Source organism: Micromonospora cremea, assembly GCF_900143515.1.
GTDB lineage: Bacteria > Actinomycetota > Actinomycetes > Mycobacteriales > Micromonosporaceae > Micromonospora > Micromonospora cremea.
The window spans coordinates 505,288-528,902 of record NZ_FSQT01000001.1; the positions used below are offsets into that span (position 1 = coordinate 505,288).

Below are 23,615 nucleotides of genomic sequence, written 5' to 3' on the forward strand. Positions count from 1 at the left end.
TGCAGGGACCAAGGGGGCAGCCGGAAGGCCACCCCCTGGGAGATTGCGTGGGACTCGCTGTCGCGACGGGACCGCCGTACCCGGTGGCTCAGATGTCAAAATCGAAGGCGAGCTGTTTCTCCGCTGGCTCGGCCGGCTCGGCTGGGTCGTCGTCGCCCTGGTCGCCGTCATCGGCAGGGATGGCGTACTCGGTGGCCAGTTCGGCAAGGTGGAGGATCAGTGGTTGGCTGAGAGCGGCGCGGTAGTCGTCGAAGCAGAAGCGTTGTTGGTGGAGGAATCCGGCCCAGGTCGCGGGATCCTCACCTGCGGGTAGCGCGGCGACGATGAGTTCCAGCAGTTCTGGGTTCCAGGCGCTTTTCGACGGGTCATAGAGGTCCCTCTCTTTTCGGTCATCGGGACCTGCGCCCTCGACGACCTTTTGGTGGTGGGTCAGCTTGGCGAGTTCAACCGCAATCTTGGTATGGGTGGCGGGTTTCTCAACGGTGCTGTAGAAGACCCGTGCTCCCGTGGTGTCGCCGTTGCCGTCGGGCCGCGCCCAGAGCCCTTCGGAGATACCGACGCGGTCATCGCCGGCGGCCCAGCTTTGCGGTGTTTCGAGGCGTTCGCTGCCACTGACGCGGACAAGGCGGAGATGTTTGCCGAAGAGGCTGAGTCGTTGTGGGCTGACGTCGCCGAACTGGATCTGCTCGTGGATCAGGTGGGCGTTCTGGAGCGCAGGGAGCCGGTACCGGATGTTATGGGCCTGGGTGACGATCAACGTCTGTGTGTTCCGGAACTGGGTGATCGTCGCTCGGATGAACGCGGCGAGCGTTCTTTGTTGGTCGTCCTCGTTGCTGGGGCTGGCCTGGTAGTCGGAGTCGGAGAGGTGCTTGAGCAGGTCGGGGTAAGGCACCCATTTGTCCATGCCGTCGGCTTTGCCCATGATGTGGTCCTGGCCGGGGCGGATGAGCACGGCGATCGGGACGAAGAGCTGGTGGGTGTTGGTGTCGTCGTTTCGGCGCTTGATGATCCAGAAGGCGAGCTGCTGAAGGTCGTCCGGGATGCCGGTGGTGATGCGGTGCTTGGGTACGAATCGCACTCCGAGTTGTCGGAACCCGTCCTGCCATGCGGCTTCGGCGCGGTGTTGCGTGCTGGCGACGTCATCGTCCGTGCCGGTGTCGGGACGAATGAACTGGCTCACCATGTTGGCATCGGCGCATCCCAGCCGCAGGGCGAACTTGGGATCGGTGGTACGCATCTTGAAGGCTTTGGCGCCGTCGAGTTCCACCAGAGCGAGTTGAGCCGTGTCCCCCGTTGTCTCCGTCATCTTGCGCAGGGTCGTCTCCACGTCGCGGCGACGGGTGGCCACGGCCGCGTCGTGTTTGTGCCCTCGGGTGGGGTTGGTGCCGTTGCCGAGTGGGGCGCCGAGAGCGCCGAGCGCCCGGGCGTGGATCGTGAGGACGAAGTCGTCCTGCCGCCACGTCCAGCTGTTGGCGGACGGTGTGCGGGGTGGCAGGTCGAGGAGCTTCTCGATGGTGTCGAGCAGCCGGTTGCGCATTCTGCTGCCTTCTCCTTGGTGGAGGAGGAAGACAGTCAGGTGGCCATCCGGAACGGCTTTGGTGAGGTGAGCGCGCCGGGTCCGCGCGTTCTCTGTGTCGAGTTCCTCATTGTGCTCTCGGACGGTGTTCTGGCGGGCGGCGAGTTCCTCCAGTTCGGCATCGCTCATGCCGGCCTTCGGTTTCGGCACGCTGGCGTGCTTGTGCAGCGCTCTGGTCGGCTTGCCGCCGGTCTTCACTCGGGCGAGAGGCTTGTCGAGATCGAAGCGAGGAGCCAGGCATTCTCGTACCCATTGCGTCAGGCGGCTCCGTTCCAGGGGCATGAGGCCGGTGCCGACTTCGTGGTCGGGACCGCGCATGGTGGTGTGGTAGGCGACGGCGGCGGTGACGCCGTCGCGGCCGAACATCCATGCGTCGGACTTACGGCCGAGTAGGTCGGGCGCCGGGAGGCGTTCCAGGGCGCCCACCCTGGTGAGCAACTGTCCCGGTCCGCCGTTGCGCCAATCCATGTCCTTCGTGTGGCGGTTCCAGAACAGGTTCGCCACTGCGAACTTCTGGGGAGTCGGATCGCCGGCCACGAACGGGCTGGTCGACAGCAGGTAGGTGGAGGCCCCGTAGCGGCCCTTGGTGTGTACCTCACCGGCAGTCCAGCGGCGGATGCCGCTGTTGACGTGCAGCCGCAGGGTCGTGTCGCCGACGACGGTCCGCAGGGCGACCTTGATGGTGGCGCTGTAGTACCAGCTGCGGCTCGTCCCCTTGTAGGTCTTCTTGTGTTCCAGCGGGGGCCAGGAGACGAGTTCGGCGCAGTCGCTGGCCGGGTTGACGGCGATCTGCCGGAACCTCAGGCTCCGTCCGTCGTGCTCGTACGGGACGTCGGCGGCGGCGATGAGCCCTGCTACGTAGTCGGCCAGGAGGGTGTAGAGGTGTGGCTGCGGGAGCGCGGTGCCGCCGGGAGAAACGTTGTGGGCAAGCAGGTCGACGGTGTCGGGCTGCCATTGCAGCGCCGCGGGGTCGAGCTTGTCGATCGTCGGGAGGATGAGCGCCTTGCCCTCGTCCGTGTAGGGCAGGTCGTGGAGCCAGGCGAAGAAGAAGGTCCGCAGGACGGCTGGGGAGAACGGGCGGGTAGCGAAGAGCCACGGGTTTGCCTCGTCGAGGCCAGCGCGGGTGGTGGTCGAGACCAGGTCGGGCGCCGCGGTGCGCAGCAGGGCGTTGAGCCGCCTGATGGGGACCTGACGAGCGCGGGCGCGTGCTGACTCACCGCGTCCCGCAGTGTGGAGGTCGAGGATCGGCTGGCGCCATGACGCAGGGATCGTGAGGGTTTGCAGGGGGATCTTCAGCTCCTGGGTCGCGATGAACGCCGCCGGCTGGATGTTGTTGTAGGCCACTTGGATCCTTCCTGAAGGGCACGGGCGGTCAGTTCATGTCGCGGAGGGCCTGGTAGAGCGGTTCGTAGAGTGCCCTCACCAACGAGCGGTCGATCGGGCTGATCGCGGAGGCCGGGTCGAAGTATGGCTCGAGTTCCTGTCGCATGCTGATGAGGAGACTGGTCGCGGGGGTGTCGTCGCCCTTGAGGCCCGCTTCGCGCGGTGAGAACGCGCCGTCGACGAAGTGGACGCGGGCAGGGACGCCGCCGCGGACGAGTCGGCCGATGACTTGCCAGATGACGACGAGTTGGTCCCAGGTGAACGCCGACTTCTCGTCCTGGGGCAGGCTAGTCCAGGACAGGCGGCGGGTCAGGAAACGGTGCCATTTTTTGGCGGCGGCGGCGCGGAATCGGGTTCCGGCGGCGCCGGGGCTTCCGGCGGCGAGGGCGAGCTGGTGGAACTCTCGTCCGGGGCCCCGTACCTGCCGCACCGCCCAGTCATTGATCGCCTGCGTGGCGAGGGTGATGTCGTCGGGCCGGTGGTGGGGTCGGGCCAGGAAGTAGACGCTGCCGATGGCGGCCTTCCCACCGGGCACCACGATGTTGTGCCCGCGCTCGACTGACAGCAGCGGGGCGATGAGCAGTTGCCCACCTGTGTCGGGGAAGGCGGTGACGTCGCCTCGTCGCAGGTGCAGGCGTGGTTTGTCGGTGGGGAGGGTGTTCCAGGACTGGTCGAGGTCGGCGTCGTCAGAGACGAGCACGGTGACGTTGCCGGCCCACTCGGGCTGGTTGTTGAGGTAGGCGCCGGCCCGGTCGGCTTCGGCGTAGCTTCCGACGAGGAGCAGGATCCGGCGGCGTTGCGGATCCTCGATCTCCTCTAGTTCCTGGTGCAGGAGCGAGGTTGATCCGGTGAGGCTGCGGTCGGGCACGGCGAGGGCGTGCAGCATCTGTTCCAGTTGTTGGGGGCGTTTGTCGGGGTCGACGCCGGACAGGCGTAGGGCGGTGGTGACGCCGTTCGGGTAGAGGAACTGCCGGTGGAAGGTGCTGCCCTTGATGGCGTCGATTTCGCTGTCGTGGGGGCGCAGGATGGCGTCGACCTGGGCGTGCAGGTGGTAGCGGCTCGACGTGCCCGCCCAGCTGGTCGCGGACATGAGGAGCACGTGCGGGCCGGGCCGGTTGTCGACGGCGGGGATGTTCCCGAGCTCGAGGAGGAGCTCTCGGCCTACGCCGTTGCAGCGGAAGAAGCGCAGTTCACCGCTGCGGTCTCCGTCGGGGTTGGGATCGCCGGCCTGGAACTGGAATCCGAGGACGTTCCCCATCGGGGATTCGGGGACTACCGGCATGTAGTCCTTGGGCGGGCGACGCGACAAAACGTTAGAGGTCGATTCGAGGTTGAGGGCGGCCTCAACCCTGGGCCACACGGTCGTCATGAAGCTGAGGCGGTTGTGTAGGACCGCCAGAACCAGGGTGAACTCGAAGCGGTGCAGGTTGGCGTCGAAGTCACCGAGGACCTGCTTGTTGCCGGGCACGACTTCCCGGAGCAGACCCTTGAGGCGTTCCCGGCTGTACTCCCGGACGAACACTGTCCGCTGAGCGTGCAGGAGTTCGGTGGCCATCCCGACGAGTCGGTTCACGACCGGAGTGGTCGCGTCATCCGGTCCGGCGAGGCGGACGGGCGTCAGCGGGTTGTCGCGGAATCCGTCGAGGATCGCGCTGACACGGCTCATCTCAGCCCATAGTTGGGCGAGGTCCTCGGACTGCGCGTCAGGCGTTCCGGGGTCGACCGAGGTTTCCGGTTCGGAGATGTCGCGAGTGCGCCGAAGGCTGGGGAACCACTCGTTGAGCAGCCATTGGTGCAGGGTCTGGGCGCTGAAGTAGTCCTGGGTGATCCATCGGCGTAGCGGCTCGTCGTTGATGAGCATCGAGTAGATCCGGTCGGTGGCGGTGATCACGGTGTTGATCGCGTTGTTCCAGTCGTCGATGTCGTGACTGGACAGCTGCAGTCGGCCTTGGCGGGCGAGTTCGGTCAGCTTGTGCTTGCCGACCTCGTCGAGCCAGGATTCGGCGCCGCGGGCCACCAGGGTGGCAGCAGGTGCGAACGCGGTGTCGAGCTGCATCTGGACCCGGTCGGCCTCATCCACGATGACGAGGTCGCTACGCCGGCAGGCGAGTTCCAGGTATCGCAGGTTCTCCGCGTTGAGGTGGTCCGGAACGCGGGTATGGACCAGGGAGGCGGGCGTGGCGACCCAGATCTGCGCGTCGACCAGGTCCCGCGAGCCCCCGTGGCGGGGGCAGGTGAACCACAGCGGGCAGCCGTGCCGTTTGGGCTTCGCCGGCGGGCGCCGCCGTCGGAACACGGTTGAATCTGGCTCGGTTTCGCGGGCCGACTCTGCCTTCTCGATGTCGTCCGCGCTGTGCAGCCCGCTGCACGGGGCGTCGTTGATGCGCAGTGCCCGTCGCGCTTCGAAGCCGCGCAGCGCGTCCAGCGGGCAGGCGCTGGAGAGGTACGCGAAGCCAGCATGGTGCTGGGTGAGCATCGTGTCGGCCGGTGTTTCGGAACGGCGGTGCAGCCGCTGGATGTTGCGTTCGAGGGTGGACTGGCCCAGGACCGGCGCCGCGGGGACACGGAGCCGGCGGAACTGCTCGGTGACGGTCAGGACCTCGGCGACGTCACCCACCACGATGGTGATCCGACGCTTGCGGTCCTGGTCGGTGACGAGGTGGTAGGCGAGGATGTCGCGGATCGTGGACTTACCGGCGCCCACCATGCCCACCATGTGCATCAAGCGGTCGACGGTCAGCGTCCGGCTGGTCGTGAACTCGCCGAGGATCTCGTCGCGGACCAGCAGCGCCACCCTGTTGAGCCGTTTGGCCCAGGAGTTGATCTTGCCAGGCGTTCCGGCTTCCAGGCCGTCCATCGCCGAGGCCGCTGACTCGAGTTGCTCCCAGGTGACGGTGATCGGTTCCCCGTTGCCGGCGGGGAGCGCGTCGATGTCGTGGCGAGGCCGGGGTTGTTCGCTGAGGAGGTCGGCCGGGATGTTCGCGGAGTGTCGCTGATCGCGTACGTAGAAGATGTGGTCGCCGGCGCCGGCGATCGGCAGAGCCCGTTCCTCGAGTGGTGGCGGCTGAGTCAGCAGCCCGGCGTACACGGTGTGTCGGTCGGCTGCCCACGACGGCTGTAGTCGGCGGGGAAGGTCGTCGAGGTCATCGAACGCGAATCCGCGGAGGTTCTCGTCGACACCGAGGTAGGCGGTCAGTGAGTTGTGCCAGGTGTAACGGCGGCTGCGGTCCCAGAGGTAGTGCCGTGCCCGGCGAACCATGAGCTGCGCCTGCGGCGTGCGGACGTCGCCGAACGCCTCCTCGTAGGGGTATCCGCTCAGCAGTGTCCACGCGTCGGCGACAGGTCGTGTGGGCATCACCTGCGTCAGCAGGTGCAGGCCCAGCTCGACGTCGAGGAGGTCGCCGGGTTGCATTCCGTAGCCTTGCTGCCACCTCGGCCGCACCTCGCCGAGGAGCCCTTCGTGCCAGCTGCTGCGGTTACGCACGCGCGTCTCCGTTGCTGGTGGAGTTGGGCAGCCGCTTCAGCGTCCTAACGAGATGCCTCAGGAACGCATTGTCGCTCATGAGCGTGACCTGCCGCTTGACGTCGGGCGGGCAGTAGTGGTCGAACACCCGCTTGTAGTCCTCGCGGTCGTCGAACCGGTACTGCGGTACCACGAGGAACGCGGTGTCGTAGCGAGGTTCCCGCCGGAACGCGGTTGCGCCGTAGCCGAGTAGGGCAGGGTTCGCGCGGTCCTTGACGTCGATGGCCCATACCTGGCGGTTCGGCAGCGTGATCCGCAGGTCGTAGGCGTCGCAGCCGGGCCACATCTCCGCGACGAGGCCCTTCTTCTTCAGCGCCTCCTCCAAGTCGACCTCGGCGAGCCCTGGTCCGGTGATGAACAGCCGCAGCGGCGCCCGGAGCTGGAGCAGGCCGCTGGTCATCCGGTCATCGATGTGCTTCTCGACCGCCGCGTAGGTCTCGCGCCGGCACCGATCCAGTTCGCAGCGCCACCCCGCGCCGAGCGGCTTGAGCAGGCACTTGCATCTTGCGCACGTGGCGAAAAGACCGTCGTGACCGCGGAACGCGGCCGGGGCGGGTTCGTAGCACTGCTTCACCGTCTCGAGCACGATGCCCAACGCGGGTGTCTCACCGATGAGGCTTGCCATCTCCAGGCCGGTCAGCACCGGCCTGTTGACCAGCAGGTAGCGGAACGCTGTGTACGCCTGCGGCGACTTCGCCGTCTCGCATTGCACGAACACCTGGCGGATGATCTCGTTCTCGAACAGTTCCGCCGCAGCGTCGGGACCGGCCACCTCCCACTCGTAGCAGCGCTGGGTCGGCACCTTCGTGACCGGATCCACGAGGAACTCGTCCAGGCTCTCCGCGTCGGGCGGCAGGTCCAGCGGCCATTCGGCGAGCGGTCGGGTCGCGGCCCACCGCGCCATGTCCGGAACGCTCGGCGGCGGATCGACCTGGTGTCGCAGGCATTGCACCACGAGGTGGTTGTACGCCTTTTGCACCTTGTCCGAATAGATCGGATCCGGCAGTCGACTCCGTCGAGAGAGATCAACAAGTGCTGTCGCGACCATGCGCAGCAACTTGACGCCCGTGAACGCTGCCAGATCAGGTTCCGGGGGGCTGGTTATCACCACAGGGGGTTTCCTCCAAGAGCGGCGGCGCTGCCGCAACTGAGCTCGGACACCACATGCGTACCGGACAGGTATGACACCTTCCCCCCGGACGTGCAGGGAAGGTACTGTCCTCGCGCCACGGCCGGGTGAGTTTGCCGAGTAAGGCGTGGGCTTCTGCGACCTGAGTCGGGTCGGACGGATCGACCAGAATCAGGTCCGCGCCGGTCGGCCGTAGCACCTCGACCTCCACCCTCGACCCGTCGACCGAGCCGCCGAGCAATCCTCGACTCAGCACTGCGGTGGCGAGGGCGATCTGGGGGTACACGTTGAGCACGCTGTGGCCGCGAGCCGGGCGCTGCGTTGTTTTCGTCTCGCGCCAGACCCACGATGACCCGTCGCGGTGAACGAGGTCCGCCTTGGCGATCACGAGCGCCTGCGCCGCGGTGTCGTAGAAGGTGAAAGTCTTCTCGACGCAGACGTCGGTGACGCCGGCCTGGATAGGGCACACCTGTGGGTGATGGGCCAGCATCTTCGCGCCGATCATCGCGTCTTGCTCGTCCAGTGCCCACGTCGCGCCGAGCCAGGATGCGTCGACCGGCATGTCAGCCGCGACGCAGGGGCCGGAGTGCCGCCGATGAAGGCGTTCCAAATAGTCGTGGACCGCAAGACCCAGCCGCGCCTCCGCGCTGTACTCATTCGATTTCGGCAGCCGCATCGCCTGGAGGTGGTACTGCGCCGGGCAGCAGTCGTGGTAGCGAAGATCACTCACAGAGACCGACCGAAGTTTCGCCTTCGGGTAGGCCGGCAGGCCCAGCAACCCGGGAGCCCGTGGAACTTCGGGACACACCGCCAACAGCCTGCACTTGAGGCAGTCCCCGCCCGCCCTGCGGCTGGTACCGTCGACCGACTTGGCAACCGGCAGCTGGCCGGTCTGCGCGTACAGCCCGCTCGCTTCTGCCGCTGTGCCGTCGAACAGCACAGACCGCACCCCGTCGGCCAGGCTGACTTCGGCGACGACCACATTCGACACTTGAGGCTGCCCACCGACCGCGAAGTGCCGTTCCCAGGGGTCCGGCCACTGAGCGGGACGGCCATACGCGGCGACGTAGGCGGCCACCGCCACCTCCGCGGCGTTACGCCGCTGCGGGTCCGCCCAGCCGAATCGTAGGAATCGGAGTTCGCGCCGACTGCCATCCGGCGAGCTGTACCGACGACCCCACGCCCACAGCTCGCGCACGACGTCATCACGATGCTGAACAACCCACCACTGGCGAACCGGAACGAGATCCTGCGAAGAATCGGTGGCTGACAGATAGGCCTGCACCGCCGAGGTCACGTAGGATGTCAGGCCCTCGTGCCAGAAGACGGCACCGCGAACTGAAGTCACGGCGGCCTCGACAGATTCTCCAGACTCGACACGGTCCAGTACGTCCATGACGTGGCCCAATGCCATCGGCGGCTCTTCAACCTTGGGCTTCGCCGCAGCCTTCAATGCGGGGCGTGCCTTGACAGAGCGCTGCAGGGGACAGGCATAGGCAGCGCCACTCCCGACGGCGCTGGAACCCACCCGAATCAGCGACACGTCCCCGGAAAGACCTGGCGGCGACACCCAGGTCCCCCGGCCATCGCTATGCGGCGACGACACCCGCGGCGGAGGAACTGTCCTCCCGGCATCACCCTGACCGGAAACCGAGTGCAGGCTGTCGGACATCGTTTCCCCCGGAGGCCCCTGAGCCCCACCCGCAGCCCATTCGAACACCTGATCGCATATCGTGAAGAGCTAGTCGCTCCACACAACAAGCTAGCAGGGTTTGACACATCGGAATATCGACACGAACAGGCAATTATTGCCGCCGGCATCCGCGCCGGCAACGACTCTCCTGACGCCAAGGTGGAAGTCGATGACTTCGTCCTGACTCTAATAAGAACTACCGGGTCGGCGATGAGTCAGACTCGGATCCGGTAGCCGCCGGCGGGTGAGCACTCCCTGACCCAGGACGCTTGCAGTCCTATGTCAAGACCGTGCCCCCGCTGGTGGTCGGGAGAGCGGACCGCTTATGGGATGCCGTGCCCGCTGACGGTTGGCGTGAGCACTCGTCTATTAGGTCGCTGGTAGTTCTTCCGCTCGCTATGCGCGGCGACACTGTTCACTATGGGCCAGGTCCTGGGCAGGGCGAAGCTGCCCGAGGGCGTCGCGGGTATCGCCCGGCTGCACGCGATGATCGGTGAGCCCCTCGGCGACGAGCAGGACGACGACGCGACGGTGGCGGTCGGGATCGAGACCGACCGCGGGCCTTGGGTGCAGGCGCTGATCGCGGCCGGCTACCAGATCTACGCGATCAACCCGCTGCAGGTGGCCCGCTACCGCGAACGGCACAGCGTGTCCGGGGCCAAGAGCGACACCGCCGACGCGCACGTTCTGGCTGACATGATGCGCACGGACCGCCACCTGCTACGCCCCATCGCCGACGACAGCGTGCAGGCCGAGGCGATCAAGGTCCTCACTCGGGCACACATGACAATGATCTGGGAAGGCACCCGTTACCTGCTGCGGCTGCGTCACGCGCTGCGCGAGTTCTTCCCTGCAGCGTTGGTCGCCTTCGATGACCTCACCGCCGTCGACACCCTCGAGCTGCTCGGCGCCGCGCCCGACCCCGCCTCGGCCGCTGCCCTGACCATCGAACAGATCACCGGCGCGCTCAGGCATGCCCGCCGCCGCAACAGCGCCGCGGAGGCCGAGGTGATCGTCGCCGCGTTGCGCGGCGAGTACCTGGGCCAGCCGCCCACCGAACCGGGGCAGTCCCCGGTGCCACTTGAGGATGGTGTGGGGCGCACCAGCAGCCGCGGGCCCACCTGTTCGTACTCATCCTGAGCGCCGTCCAACACCGGGGACGCGGGTGCAGCAAGCGCTGCGGGCAGATGACCGGTCCGCAGGCTCGAACCGGATCTTCTGTTGCCAAGTTGGCGGAATTCGATAGATCCGGATTTCAACAACACGGTCAGGTTGCATCAGGGCGTCGGATATCGGAGGACGAGCACCACGGCCGTGGCCGAGCCATCCGTGACGCCCGCGTCAAGGGCATGCGGGCCGCGGTCGAGGCAGGGGTTGCCTTCCGCCGTCGGCTACGGCAAGATCCGCCGTGAATTTCGACTTCCTAGCTGGCTGAACTGGTCAGACACGCGTCGGGTCGGTGAAGCAGAGGTAGTCCGGTGGTGTTCGCGGTCGGCAATATCGTGGTGGTGCGGGCGGACCAGTCGAGGATCGGGCCGGTGGTCGAGGTGCTGCCGGCCGTCGACGGGCTGGCACGCTACCGGGTGTTCCATGCCCCGGGCAACATCCGCGACTACGCCGAGGACCAGCTCGTCCCCGCGCCGCCGGAACCGGTCGGTGACCAGGTCTTGCTCGACGCGGAAGAGTTCCGGACCGGGCTCACCGCGGCACGGTTGCGCCATCCGTTGACCGACCACATCTACGCGCTGCGGGCGGCGCGCATCCAGTACGTGCCGTTCCAGTTCCGCCCGCTGCTGCGGCTTGCCCGGGCCGATGAGCCGCGGTTGCTCATCGCCGACGACGTGGGCGTCGGCAAGACGATCGAGGCGGGGCTCATCCTCAAGGAGCTGGCGGCGCGGCAGCCGTTGGAGACCGTACTGGTCGTCTGCTCCAAGGCGCTGGTCGTCAAATGGCGCGAGGAGATGCGCCGCTTCGACGAGGAGTTCCGGATCCTTGACGCGGCCAGTCTGCGCTACTGCCTGAACGAGGCGGAGGTGGAGGGCCGGTGGCCGCAGGAGTATCGGCGGTCGATCGTCCACTATGAACTTATGCGGCTCGATCCCTACCTGCGTGGCGAGGGGGAGGGGCGGCGGCGGCGGGTGGGACTCTTCGACCTGGACCCGGCGCCGCACTTCGACCTGGTGATCGCCGACGAGGCCCATCATGTGCGCACCCCAGGCACCAACGGGCATCTGCTCGCCGAGTACCTCAGCGAGGCCAGCACGGCCATGCTGCTGCTGTCGGCGACTCCGATCCAGACCAGCTCACGCGATCTGTTCACCCTGCTACGGCTGCTGCGGCCCGACCTGTTCCCCGAGCCGCAGTCGTTGGCCGACATGCTGGAGCCCAACCGCTACCTGACCGCCGCGGCCCGGGTGCTGCGGCAGGCAGGCGACGGCTCAGCCCAGCAGGCGGCTCGATACCTGGAGTTGGCGGCGGCGACCGGGTGGGGAACGCGGACCCTCCCGATAAACCCGAGGTACCAGACCGTGCGGGCTCGGCTTGACGGGCAACCCCAATTGACTGGCGACGAGCGGGTGCGTTGTGTCACCGACATCGAGGAACTGAACTTGCTGTCGCACTTGGTGAACCGGACGCGGCGCCGGGACATCGGGCCGTTCACCCTGCGCGAGCCGCACACCGTCGCGGTGCCGTTCACGCCTGCGCAGCAGGAGCTCTACGACCGGCTCATCCAGGCGCGGCGCGACGAGCTGTTGCTGCGGCACGACCCGACCGCGGCCGGGCTGGTGCTGGTGACGCTAGAGCGCCAGGCGGCCAGTTGCCTGCCCGCCCTGGCCGCGCGGCTGGCGACGGGAGAGACGCTCACGGCCCAGGACCTGACCGACGCGCCTGAGGCGGAGGGCGACGCGCGGGACGCGGCGCTGCCCGCCGACCTCCAGCTGCGCGCGTTGGCCCGCGCGTTGCCGGCCGACGACCCGAAGTTCGACCGGCTGCTCCGGATCGCTCGGAGCGCGCTAGCCGCGGACGGGCCGGGCAAGGTGCTGGTCTTCTCTTTCTTCCTGAGCACGTTGGATTACCTCGCCGAGCGGCTGGCCTCTGCCGGGGTGCGGGTCGGTCTGGTTACTGGGCGCACCGACGAAGTCGAGCGCGAGAGCTTGCGCGACCGGTTCCGGGCCGACCGGGCCGATCCCGATGCGCTGGACGCGCTGCTGTCCAGCGAGGTCGGCTGCGAGGGTCTGGACTACGAGTTCTGTGACCGGCTGGTCAACTATGACATCCCATGGAACCCGATGCGCGTGGAGCAGCGAATCGGCCGCATCGACCGGTTCGGCCAGCGAAGTCCGAAGGTGCTCGTGTTCAACTTCGTCACGCCGGGCACGGTCGAAGAGCGCGTGTTTCACCGTTGCTGGGAGCGGCTGGGGCTCTTCCAGGACACGCTCGGCGACCTGGAGGGTGTGCTTGGCGACGTCGTGCAGGACCTGAACAACCTGCTCGCCAGTACCGAGCTGACACCGTCCCAGGTGGACGAGAGGGCTCGGCAGCTCGCCGACAACGCCGTGCGCCTGGCCGAGGAGACCCGCAATGTCGACGAGGCGGCCGCAGACCTGCTTGGCCTCGACGACAGCCTGACCCGCGACCTGGACGACCTGGTGGCGCAAGGTCGGGCCGTCACCGAGCAACAACTGGAGGAGCTACTAAGGGCGTTCCTGGCTGCGCCACCGTTGCAGGGCACGCTGCAGGCCACATCAGACACCGTACGCCGGATCCACCTGAACAAGGCGGCCCGCACCGAGCTCGCCGGGATGCTGGAGGTACGGCCGTCGCTGCTCGCCGGGCGGCCGGGTCGGCAGTTGCGCGACTGGCTCGCCGGCGGCGGGCCGGGCCTGCCGGTGACGTTCTCGGTCGACGAAGCCACCAACCACCGGTCGCTGGCTTTCGTCACCGCCACCCATCCGCTGATCCGGCTGGCGGTGGCGTCCCTGGCCCCGCGCGACGGGCATGTGCTGGCCGCGCGGCTCGAGGTCGCCGACGCCAGCGTGCCGGCGGGGGAGTACGCCTTCGCCGTCCATGCGTGGGAAACGATCGCTGCCCGCCCCGAGGTATGCGCGGTCGGGTTCGCCGTGCACACCGCCACCCTCGCGCCGGCACCGGCGGTGGAGCGGCTGCTGCTGGCGCTCCTGGCCGGCACGGCGACGATGCGGACCCCACCCGGTGTCGCCTTCGACAAGGCCCGTGATGTGCTCGACGCGCACGCTGAGCAGCGCCGGCGCGCGGCGGCGACCGCCGCCGCGGAGACCAGCGAGGTCTACGCGGCGGGACGGCTGGCCAGTCTCGACGCGCACCATCAGCGGGTCGCGCAGCGCCTAGACGAGCGGGTGACGTCGGCAGCGGAGCCCCGGATCGCGCGCATGCGTGCCGCGCAACGTGAGCGAGTCGAGCAGGACTACCGCCGGCGCCGCCGTGACCTCGAGGAGCGCCGCGGGGCCGACATCGTCAGCCATCGCATCACCGAAGGAGTGCTGAGGGTCATCCATGACCAGTGACTACGCGCGCATCCGCCAGGAGAACATCCGGGAATACGGCGAAGGCACCCGTCACCTCGGCTTCCTGCAACGCCTCTACGCCGACCGAACGCACTTCATCTTCGAGCTGCTGCAGAACGCCGAGGACGCCCGCGCGACGCAGGTGAGCTTCGTACTCGAACCGGAGCGGCTCATTGTCAGCCACGACGGGCGGCCCTTCGACGAGGCCGATGTGCGGGGCATCTGCGGAGTCGGCGAATCCACGAAGGACGGTGACCTGACCGCGATCGGGCGGTTCGGCATCGGCTTCAAGGCAGTCTATGCCTACACCACCATGCCCGAGGTGCACTCCGGCGACGAGCACCTCCGGATCCGGCACTACGTGCGCCCCGAACCCGCCGATCCGCACGAGGAGGTGGCTGACGACTGTACGGTCTTCGTCTTTCCCTTCGACCGCCCCGACGTGCCCGCAGAGTCGGCGTACGAGGAGATCTCCGACGGCCTGTGGGACCTGGACTCCGTGGCTCTCCTGTTCCTGCACAACATCCAGAGCCTTAGTTTCGAGTGCGACGACGGTTCGTTTCGGATGAGCCGGATCCGCGACGAGAACGACCCTACGAGGGTCGCCTTGGAATGCCAGGTCGACGGTGACGTGTCGGAGACCGAACACTGGTGGGTCTACGGTCGCACGATGGATCGAGAGGACCTGGCCGGCCGGCGAGTCGAGGTCGCGTTCCAGAGGTCCGGTCCCGAGGCAGGCGCCCCGTTCGAACGCCCGGGCTCGTCACCGCTTGTCGCGTACTTTCCCACCGACAAGGAGACCCGGCTCGGGTTCCTCCTGCAGGCGCCATTCCGGACCACACCGGCGCGCGACAACGTGCCCGAGCGCGATCCGCTCAACATCGCCCTCATCGATGAGGCGACCGGGCTGCTCGTCAACGCGCTACAGACCCTGCGCGACGATGGCCTCTTGGACCTCGATGTTCTCGACGCCCTGCCGATCGACCCTGGCGCATTCCCGGAGGGTGGTCTGCTGCGCCGCCTCTTCGACGGTGTGCGCGATGCCCTGCGGGACGAGGGCGAGGCGTTTTTCCCTACCGCTGACGGCGGCTTCTACGTGTCCATCGACCTGCTCAGATTACCGCGTGGTGCCGGTATCAGAGAGTTGCTCTCGCCGGAGCTGTTGGGTCGCCTGGTCGGCGCGGATGAGCCTGTGTGCTGGCCGCCCGCCGAGCTGAGCTACGAACGGCACCGCACGCTGTGGGACTACCTGAACCGTGAGCTCGGGGTCGCAGTGATCACCCCAGACTGGTTGGTCGGTCACCTCAATCCGGAGTTCCTGAGCACCGCTGACGATGGCTGGTTGATCCGGCTCTACGCGGTGCTCGCGCGCAGCCCGCACCTTCTGTCGCAGCTCAGACGGATGCCCTCGTTGATCCGGCTGGAGGACGGCTCGCACGCGGCGGCGTTCGGGGCCGACGACCGGCCGGGCGCCTACCTGCCCGGGCCGACACCGAGCGAGTACCCGACGGTCCGCCGCACCATCGTCGCCGACGCGACCGCCCGGCATTTCCTGACCAGCCTGGGCCTGAAGGAACCCGATCTGGTGGACGAGGTGCTCGACAAGGTCCTGCCCCGCTACCGCGGGTCCACCGTGTCCGTCGACGACACCCGCCACCGCCAGGACCTCGACATGATCCAGCAGGCGTTGCGGGACGTCTCAAGGGAACGCCGGTCCGCGCTGGTCGAACAGCTACGGCAGACAGCGATCGTGCGGGCAAGGGCCTCCAACGGCACGGCTACCGCCTACCGCTTGCCTCGAGGATGCTATTGGGCTGACGAGGACCTGGAGCACTACTTCAAGCCGACCACGCGCTGGTTCCTTGGCGAAGACTACGAGCCCTATCGCGCGATGCTCACCGAGTTGGGCGTCAGTGAGCACGTGTACGTCGCCGAGCGCTTGGCTACCGCCGCCGGTTACGTTGTGGATGCGCATTTCCGGGGCTTTCACCAACGCGGCATCCGTGGCTTCGACCCGGACCTAGATGTCGACGGGCTTGATGCAGCACTGGCTAACCCCGATCTCCGGCGCAGCGCGTACGTGTGGAACCGCCTGCTCGCCCGGCGCGCCGACCGGCTCCGGGGATTCGTCGAGACCGCGACCAGGGCCACGTACGAGAACGCGACACGTCGGAGAAAGGTGACGCTCCCCTACCGCTACGCGACCGAGCATGCGTGGCTCCCTGCTCCTGCGGGTGGTTGGGCGAGACCCGATGAGCTCTGTCTGGAAGATCTGCCGGCGGAGTTCCAGCGCCACCAGGGACTCGCCGATGCGCTCGGCATGATTAGCTCCGAGGTCGAGCAGCTCAGCAGCCACGTCGGCCTGCCGGTCGACATGCTCCGCTTCCTCGCCGAGAACCCAGAGATCCGCACCGAACTGGAGCGGAAGATGGCCAAAGCCCTAGCAACCGCGAAGCCGTCCACAGAGAATATTTCTGAAGTGGTCGCGGCGCTCGACTACGCCGCCGAGTTGGCGAGCGCCTTCGCCCGACCCAGCGACGGCGTCGCGTTCGACGACGACGCCCCGGCGCACGGCCATGGTCAAATCGGCGTACCAGACCTGCGCCGGCAACGGACCGTCGTCGACATCGCCGACGCACGGGAGGCCGAGCCGCTGCCGGCGGACCGCCACCGCGTCCTGCCCAGGAAGGTCTGGGACGCCAAGGACACCGCCGTCCGGCCGTTCCTCATGGAGCAGTACGCCGGGCGGTGCCAGATCTGCGACGACACCTTCCCCAAGCGCGACGGCCAGCCCTACTTCGAGGCCGTGTCCCTTGTCCCCTACACCAAGGCGGCGTGGGTCGACCGACCCGGTAACGCGCTGTGCCTGTGCGCTACCTGTGCAGCCAAGCTCCTGCACGGTGACGTCGCCGGACTCGACGTGCTCGACCAGATTCGGTCCTGGCGGACGAAGGTCGACGGCGGTGACGAGGCGGTCCTGCATCTGGTCCTGTGTGGGCAGCCGCATACCCTGAACTACACCGAGAAACACCTGCTCGACCTGCAGATCCTGCTGACCGAAGCCGAGATGACCCACGACCGCTACCTCCAGGCGCCGGAAGGGCTGGCCGCCGCTCAGGCGGGAGGGGACCACCCATGACGACCCCCGACCCCAGCATCACGGCGCTGCAGGCAGCCTGCCGCGACGCCGTTGCCCGTAGCCGCCCCGAAGCCGAGCGGCTGCGTCGCCGGCTTGAACGCGTCATCGCCGACCTCGGCACCCTGGCATCGGACTGCACCGACGAGGGTGTACGGCAGCTACTCCGTGTCGAGGTGGACGTGGCTGCGCTGTCGGTCGACAAGTTCCGGCAGATCGTTGACGAGCGGCTGACCGAGGTCGGCGACTTCACCGTGGTCATGTTCGGGCGTACCGGAGCCGGCAAGACCACGCTGATCAACGCCTTCGTCAGCGGGGACGGCTCAGGCATCTCGCCCGGCGAGAACGACTGGACCGTCGAGGTCGCCGACGTGACCTGGCCCGGCGGCGTACTCGTGGACACCCCGGGCATCCTGGGCTGGGGTCGTGCCAACGGGGTCGAAGAGCTGCGCGAGCAGGCCTACCGCGGCCTCATCCGGGCGGACCTGGTCCTGCTGTGCTTCGACACTTCCAACGCCACCGCCGCCGAGTTCGACCAGGTCGCCCGCTGGGTCGCCAACTACGGCAAGCACGCCGTTGCCGTGCTCAACGTCCGCGAGCACGAGTGGCGCCGCCCCGACCGCGTGCCCCGGCTGCAGGGCCGCCTGGACATGAGCCAGGACGTCGCCGACCATGCCGAACGAGTCCGCGCCGAACTGGCCGTCCTCGGTCTGCCCGACGTTCCCGTCGTGGCCGTGAGCAGCATGCGCGCTGCGTTCGCCCGCGGCGATGTCTACCTGGGGCCCGCCGCCGAGACCCGCGACCTGCTGCGCCGACGGTTCGGCACCTCGACCGTGCTCACCTGGTCCAACCTCCATCGGTTGGAGCTGCTGCTCACCGAGACCATCCGGGAGCACGCGGTGGCCCTGCGGCTGGGGTCACAGCAGCGTCAGATCGCCGGTGAAGCCCACGCACTGGCGGCCACCTGGCACGACCTCGCCGTCACCGCGGCCGGCGCCGCCGCGACGGTCGAGGACGCGATCAACCAGATCCAGCTCATGGTCGGCGACCCGGCGCTGCTCGGCCCCGACGCCATGAACCCCGCCACCGCCCTCGGCCGCCTCGTACGTCGCCTGCGCGAACTCGAACGTGGGCGCGGTGAACCGCTGAGCCCCGGCGGTCAGGGCTCGATCAGCCTCTACGCCGAGAACCTGGTCGGCGCGAAACTGGGCGCGGTCCGCGCCGAGGCCCGAGCCCAAGGCGAGCTCATCGTCGACCGGCTGATGGCCAAAGGGGAGGTCGCCGACGCGGCGACCCTGCTGTCGCAGATCCTGCCGCACAAGGCGATCGACGACGCGGTGACCGAGGTGGGGCAGACCTTCGCCGAACATGTCAAGCACCGGCTGAACGTCGTCGCGAAGCGGATGGAACTGGCCACCGGTCCGGCGTCCCGCTACCCGCTGGGCGTCGACGGCAAGGCCGGGCGCAGGCTTCGCGGTGCCGGGTACGCCGTACCGGGCGCGATCGCGATCGGGGCGGTGGCCGCGGCGGTGCTGCTGGGCCCAGTCGGCATCCTCGCCGGCGCGGTCGCGGGCCTGCTCGGCGACCTGATCGGCCGGTTCCTGCGCAGCCGAGCCGCGCAGAAGCTCGAAGAGTCCCGGGCAGCGGCCAAGGCACAGGTACGCGCAGCCATCGAGAGCCACTTCGACGAGCTCGAACGGGAACTGTGCGCCGAGCTGGTCCTGCGTACCGTCGACGCCCTCGCCGCGCAGGTGACCGGCCTCATCGATGTGGGGCTGGCGGTCCACGCGCTGCGCCGGCGGTCCGAGGCACATGTGGGGCGCCTGCGCAAACTCACCGATGAACTCGCCGCGGAGCGGGTAACCCGGACCCTGGCCGCGCGGACAGCCGCTCGGCTGGCCGCCGCGTGGCGCATGGACGACCGCCAGTGCCGTCACGAGGTGTGGCTCGGGGAGGACTGGTGCGCCGACCCCGCCTTCCTCAGCGACACCGACACTGACGACTATCCGCCCGCAGAGCCGTTCCCCGCCGAGCACCGCCTCGTGGGCCCACGGACCGGCGCGTTGCTCACGCGGATCGCCGGCTCGCCTCCGCCCGGCAGCGCTCGCACGTGGCTGGACAGCCTGACCGGGCTCTCGGGTGACTTCCGGGCCCGGGACGTGCTGCGGGAGCTGACCGCGGCGAGCGGGGGCAGGCCGCCGCGGATCGTGCTGTGCGGCGACTACAGCAGCGGCAAGACCTCGTTCGTGCGGCGGTTGTTCCGGGAGGCGGGCGCGGCGGTCCCGGACGGTCTGGTCGTCGGCGCCGCCCCGACCACTGACCATGTCCGTGTCTACGCGTGGGAGTCGTACTCGGTGATCGACACGCCGGGGTTCCAGTCCGGGACCGAAGCGCACCGCGCCGCCGCGCGGGTCGCCCTCGAACAGGCCGACCTGATCGTCTACCTGTTCACTCCCAACATCACCGTCGGCGACCGCGCCGAACTCCAGGCGCTGCTGCTGGGTGACCCCGAGGCCGGGCTCACCGCCAAACACGGTCGCTGCCTGTTCGTGATCCACCGTGTCGACGAGATCGGCATCGACCCCATCGACGCGCCGCTGACCTTCGCCGCCCGCTGCCGCCGAAGGGAGCGGGAACTGTCCGGCGAGCTGACCAGACTCATGACCGAGGGTGGCGCCGACCCCGGCGGCATCGCCGAGCAGGTCGTCAGCATGGCCGCCGACCCGTTCCGCTACGCCCGCGGCAGCCAGGACTGGGACGGGTTCGCCGACCTGGTCGAGGTGCTGCGTGACCGCCGCGCCGCCCTGGCGGCCAACGGCACCGACGCCGCGGTGCTGCACCTGGGCGTGGCCCGGTTCACCGCCCTGCGGCAGGAGGCACAGGCGCAGGAAGCGGCGATTTCTGCCCGAGCCGAGCAGCGCGCCATGTTGGCGGCTGACGCCGAGCAGCGGACCGACGCGGCCGACGTGCTCGCGGCGCAGCGACGCCTGGCCCTGTCGGCGAGCCTGAACGACCTGGTGGACCGCCTGCTCATGGACTGCGAACAGGCCACCACGCCCGAACGCAAGGCCAGTGTCCAGAAAATGATCAAAGAGCTGGACACCCACCCGGAGGCTTTGCAGATCATCGACGAATGGCGTACCGCCACCAGGAGCGCCATCGAGGCCTGGGGCCTGGCCACCGCGGCCGTCGTCGACCGGCGCACCGAGCAGGCGGACTTCCGGGCGGCGTTCGAGACTCCGCAGGCCGCCGTCTCGGCCGGGTTCCTCGGCCGCCACGGCGCGCTCCTCCAGTTCGGCGACCTGGGCCGGCTGTCGGCGTTGGTCGGCCGGTTAGCCAAAGCGGCCCCGGTGGTGGCCAAGGCGGGCCGGTTCGCGACCTTGCTGGGCCGCGTCGCCAGGGTCGCTCCGTACCTGGGGGTCGTGACGACCTTCGCTGACCTCGGGTACAGCTGGATGAAGGAGGGCAAGTCCGCCAAGGCCCGGGAGAAGGGCCTCAAGGAACTTCGGGAGGTCGTCGAGCTCAGGGCCAACGGGATCGTCGACTCCGAGCCCCAGCTCGCCGAGCTGGGCGCCCAGCGCGCCGCATTGGCAGAACTCTCCGCCGACCTGCGCGGCGAAGGCCAGCACGACCAGCGGGACCTCGCCGAAGCGCAGACCCGCGCCCACCGGTATGCCGCTGCGGCGGACTCCGCCGCCGCCCATCTGAGCAAGGGGAGCAACATCGATGTCTGAAGTCTGGGCGCCGACCGAGGTGACCACGGCGGCGGCGACCGTCCTCGGTTCCACCACGGTCGATCAGTGGCACGGCCGGTGGCAGGAGTTCGCCGGCACCCCGTCGGTGCGGATCACCGTTGCCGGACCGTACAACACCGGCAAGTCCAGCCTGCTCAAGAGGTTGCTGGTGGATGCCGGCGCGACCGTGCCCGGGTGGCTGACCGCCAGTGCCCGCCGCGAGACGTTCCTGGCCGAGGCGGTGGCCGCGGGTGACATCACCTATGTGGACACCCCCGGACTTGACAGCGGAGAGGGAAGCCATGACGCGGCCGCGGCGCACGCCATCGCCCTCACCGACGCGCTGGTGCTGCTGATCGGGCCACAGTTGGTGCTCAACGACGTCGAGCGCGCCGCAGCACTGGTCGAGGGGACGTTCCTCGCCGCGGCAGGCGGCGCGGTGTTCCCGCCGGGAGCGCTGCTACTGGTGATCGCCCGGGGCGACACCATGGGCACGGACCCGGTCGACGGTCCGGAGGGCTACCGGCAGCTGTGTGAACGCAAGCGGGCGCAGTTGCACTCTGCCCTGCAGCGGGCGCTGCCCGGGCGTCTCCTGCCGGAGATCGTCGTCATCGCCGCGGACAGCAGCGGGGCACAGGCGCGCCGCGCGCAACCCCAGCCGGCCGCGTACGACCGCTCCCGCCCGTGGGACGGCGTGGGTGCGCTCAGCTCGGCCCTGGCCGGCCTCTCCGCTCGCAGGTCGGAGCTGCGCACCGCTGCCGCGGCACGCCACTGGCGGCACCTGGCCGACGCCGCGATCACCGAGGCCGGCATCGAGATCGAGCGGCTGACCGCCGAAGTGGATGGGCGCCGGGCACTGACCGAGCAGCTAGCGGCGTTGCGGCACGAACTGGACACCGCCGACGCGAGCGCTCGCACGCGTCTGCAGAGTCTCATCGTGCGTGAGTTGACCGCCGTGGTGCACGTCTCGGTCGGAGAGGACCAGAACGTCCTGGTGAACGAGGCCATTCGCCGCATCGAACAGCACGTCGAGGCGTGGCTGGCCCAGTCGAACAAGATCCTGGTCGACCTGACGCGCCGGGCCAAGGTCGAACTGCAAAGCGGGACCCAGGCCCAGTTGCCCACCGAGTATCTGCGTGGCACGGTGAACGAACTGCTGGCCCAGCGTCATGCACCGGCGGCGGGCACCGAACGCGGCACCGAGCGGCTGATGAAAGCGGTCGACCTGCTGGCGGGCAACGCCCAGACGATATTGAGCAAGGTCTATGAGGCGGGCGCCGGTATGACGCTGGAGAACGCGCGCCTGGAGCTCGGCCGCTTTGACGCGCTGGTGGCGGCGCTCAAGCCGGAGACCGCCAAGGAAGCCCTGAAACTGCTGGACCAGGCCGATGTGTTCACCAGCGACGCGGCGGCGGGCCAACTCGCGAAACTGAAGGACGATGGTCCCGCCCGCCAGCTAATCGAGTTCCTGAGCCGGCCCGGCGGCGTGACCAGCCCGGCGCATGCCGCCAATCTCGCCAAGCGGCTGCGCTGGACGTCGGCGATCGGTGAGGCGGCACCGGTCCTGTTCTCGCTGACCCGTCTGGGCATCAGCGACCACAAGGGCGAGCAGCTCAGCCGAGAGCAGCAGCGCAAGCGCGAGGAGCTGACCCACCAGATCGCCGCCCGTGCGCCCGAGATCGCCGAGCTTATGCTCGACGGCCCCGGCGCGCCATGGGCAGAATCGATCACGGAGGTACGTGAGGCGCTGCGCCTGGCCGCACCGTTCGAGAACGAGACGGCGGCCATCGAAGCGCGCCGTGCCGAGTTCGCGACGGCCCGGGCGACGCTCACCTCGGCCTATACGCGCCACCGCCCGCTCGGTGAGGCCGCCTGACCCCGTCGTGGGTCGTCACCGACCCGCACGTGCCCACGCCGTGAGGCGTGGGCACGTGCGGGTCGCGTCGCGGCGGCCAGGGCACGATCGGCGAGGTGACCGCCTGGTGTCGGCGTACTCCGGGTAGCGGGAGCGGGTGATGCTCTCCGTGAGACCGTCGAGCCGACGAACAGTGCGGTGAGCAGGACCGCACCCAGAACCGTCCACTGCGTCACCGAACCGGCGGCGACCGTGCCGAAGCCGAACACCACCCGCCATTGCGCCTGCTCGAAGAAAAAGATGGGGTGGCGCAAGTACCGGAACAGGCCCGTGCGCGCGAACCGCGACTCGGGCTCGCGACCGGTCGCAATCGTCGCGTGCTTGCGTCGGTGGAGTTCCACTGCTGCTGGTCGGCGACGGTCTTACCGGCGAGGAACACCACCGCGAGCACGGCGTCGAGCGGCCCCTAACGGCCGCGGATGGGTCAGCGCCGTGTACGCGGGCAGGCGCGCCCGAAGGATTGCCCACCGGTAGTCCTCGCCGCCGGGGGCGTACCCGCTGCGCCGGCCGAAGTAAAAGTCAACCGCGCCCCCACAGCAGTACCAGTACAGCCAGTACATTCAGCCGGGTGCCGGCGAAGTCGGCGTCTCGGTAGGTGGGGGACCGCCGACCAAGATGGGTGGCGGCACGGTCAAACGACCGTGGCCGGGTGCATGTGTCGTACTTCCGTCCCGGCGGCCGGCTGATTGGCGACCTGCTCGCGCTGGAGTAGGCCGCACGCTGGGCAGTCTGGCAGGAACACGGGCGTTGCCGGCATACGTTCACGATCACGAGTGCGCCCGGGCGGCGAACCTGGCAACTGGCCGACGCGCCAAGGAGCCGCCACGCCCACGACGACTGGCTACCCGCACTCGCCGAGGATGTACTCGGCTAGGTGATCTCCGCTGTGATGAAAGTAGAACCGGCGCGATCCGCACTCGTCGGCGCACATGCGATTACAGCCGCCTATGCATCAGCCGCTCAGGGTGGCATGCCGTACCGC

10 protein-coding genes and 1 pseudogene are annotated in these 23,615 nt (G+C 68.6%); 6 read left to right on the top strand and 5 right to left on the bottom strand.

Translation table 11 applies throughout. The annotated features are described in order from the left end of the window. Positions 1-88: 88 nt before the first annotated feature. Genes BUS84_RS02235 through BUS84_RS02250 form a run of 4 tightly spaced genes read right to left on the bottom strand, consistent with a single transcriptional unit; the run spans position 89 to position 9,283 of the window. Positions 89-2,920: a pPIWI_RE module domain-containing protein gene (locus BUS84_RS02235; protein ID WP_074308316.1), complete on the bottom strand. Its 2,832-nt coding sequence runs from the start codon at positions 2,918-2,920 to the stop codon at positions 89-91. Positions 2,921-2,948: 28 nt separating this feature from the next. Beyond that, the gene (locus BUS84_RS02240) at positions 2,949-6,443 is read right to left on the bottom strand and encodes a pPIWI_RE_Z domain-containing protein (RefSeq protein WP_074308318.1); all 3,495 of its coding nucleotides are present in this window, start codon (positions 6,441-6,443) and stop codon (positions 2,949-2,951) included. Further along, a complete protein-coding gene (locus BUS84_RS02245; protein WP_244298334.1) occupies positions 6,436-7,629 on the bottom strand; it encodes a pPIWI_RE_Y domain-containing protein in 1,194 nt (397 codons plus the stop codon). The genes BUS84_RS02240 and BUS84_RS02245 overlap by 8 nt, the downstream gene beginning before the upstream one ends. Next, a complete protein-coding gene (locus BUS84_RS02250) occupies positions 7,565-9,283 on the bottom strand; it encodes a PD-(D/E)XK nuclease family protein (RefSeq protein ID WP_143728161.1) in 1,719 nt (572 codons plus the stop codon). Before BUS84_RS02250 ends, BUS84_RS02245 begins: the two co-directional genes overlap by 65 nt. 441 nt (positions 9,284-9,724) lie before the next feature. Between BUS84_RS02250 and BUS84_RS02255 the strand changes: the two genes are divergently transcribed. The 6 genes and pseudogenes from BUS84_RS02255 to BUS84_RS02275 all read left to right on the top strand — a co-directional run bounded on the left by BUS84_RS02255 (position 9,725) and on the right by BUS84_RS02275 (position 22,594). Continuing rightward, positions 9,725-10,444, top strand: a complete 720-nt coding sequence (locus BUS84_RS02255; RefSeq protein ID WP_143728162.1) for an IS110 family transposase — start codon at positions 9,725-9,727, stop codon at positions 10,442-10,444. Positions 10,445-10,782: 338 nt separating this feature from the next. Next, positions 10,783-13,848, top strand: a complete 3,066-nt coding sequence (locus tag BUS84_RS02260) for a DEAD/DEAH box helicase (protein WP_074308322.1) — start codon at positions 10,783-10,785, stop codon at positions 13,846-13,848. After that, positions 13,838-14,128: pseudogene (locus BUS84_RS41065) on the top strand (sacsin N-terminal ATP-binding-like domain-containing protein); the annotation flags it as partial. The gene BUS84_RS02260 and the pseudogene BUS84_RS41065, both read left to right, overlap by 11 nt. Before the next feature lie 219 nt (positions 14,129-14,347). After that, positions 14,348-16,987: a hypothetical protein gene (locus BUS84_RS02265; RefSeq protein WP_143728164.1), complete on the top strand. Its 2,640-nt coding sequence runs from the start codon at positions 14,348-14,350 to the stop codon at positions 16,985-16,987. Beyond that, complete coding sequence (locus BUS84_RS02270; RefSeq protein ID WP_074308326.1) at positions 16,984-20,718, top strand: GTPase; 3,735 nt, start codon at positions 16,984-16,986, stop codon at positions 20,716-20,718. Before BUS84_RS02265 ends, BUS84_RS02270 begins: the two co-directional genes overlap by 4 nt. After that, positions 20,711-22,594: a GTPase gene (locus BUS84_RS02275; RefSeq protein WP_084757066.1), complete on the top strand. Its 1,884-nt coding sequence runs from the start codon at positions 20,711-20,713 to the stop codon at positions 22,592-22,594. Before BUS84_RS02270 ends, BUS84_RS02275 begins: the two co-directional genes overlap by 8 nt. On the opposite strand, the gene BUS84_RS41070 is transcribed toward BUS84_RS02275, so the two are convergent. Continuing rightward, positions 22,558-22,974: a DUF1295 domain-containing protein gene (locus BUS84_RS41070; protein ID WP_074308330.1), complete on the bottom strand. Its 417-nt coding sequence runs from the start codon at positions 22,972-22,974 to the stop codon at positions 22,558-22,560. The genes BUS84_RS02275 and BUS84_RS41070 overlap by 37 nt on opposite strands. Between the last annotated feature and the right edge of the window lie 641 nt (positions 22,975-23,615).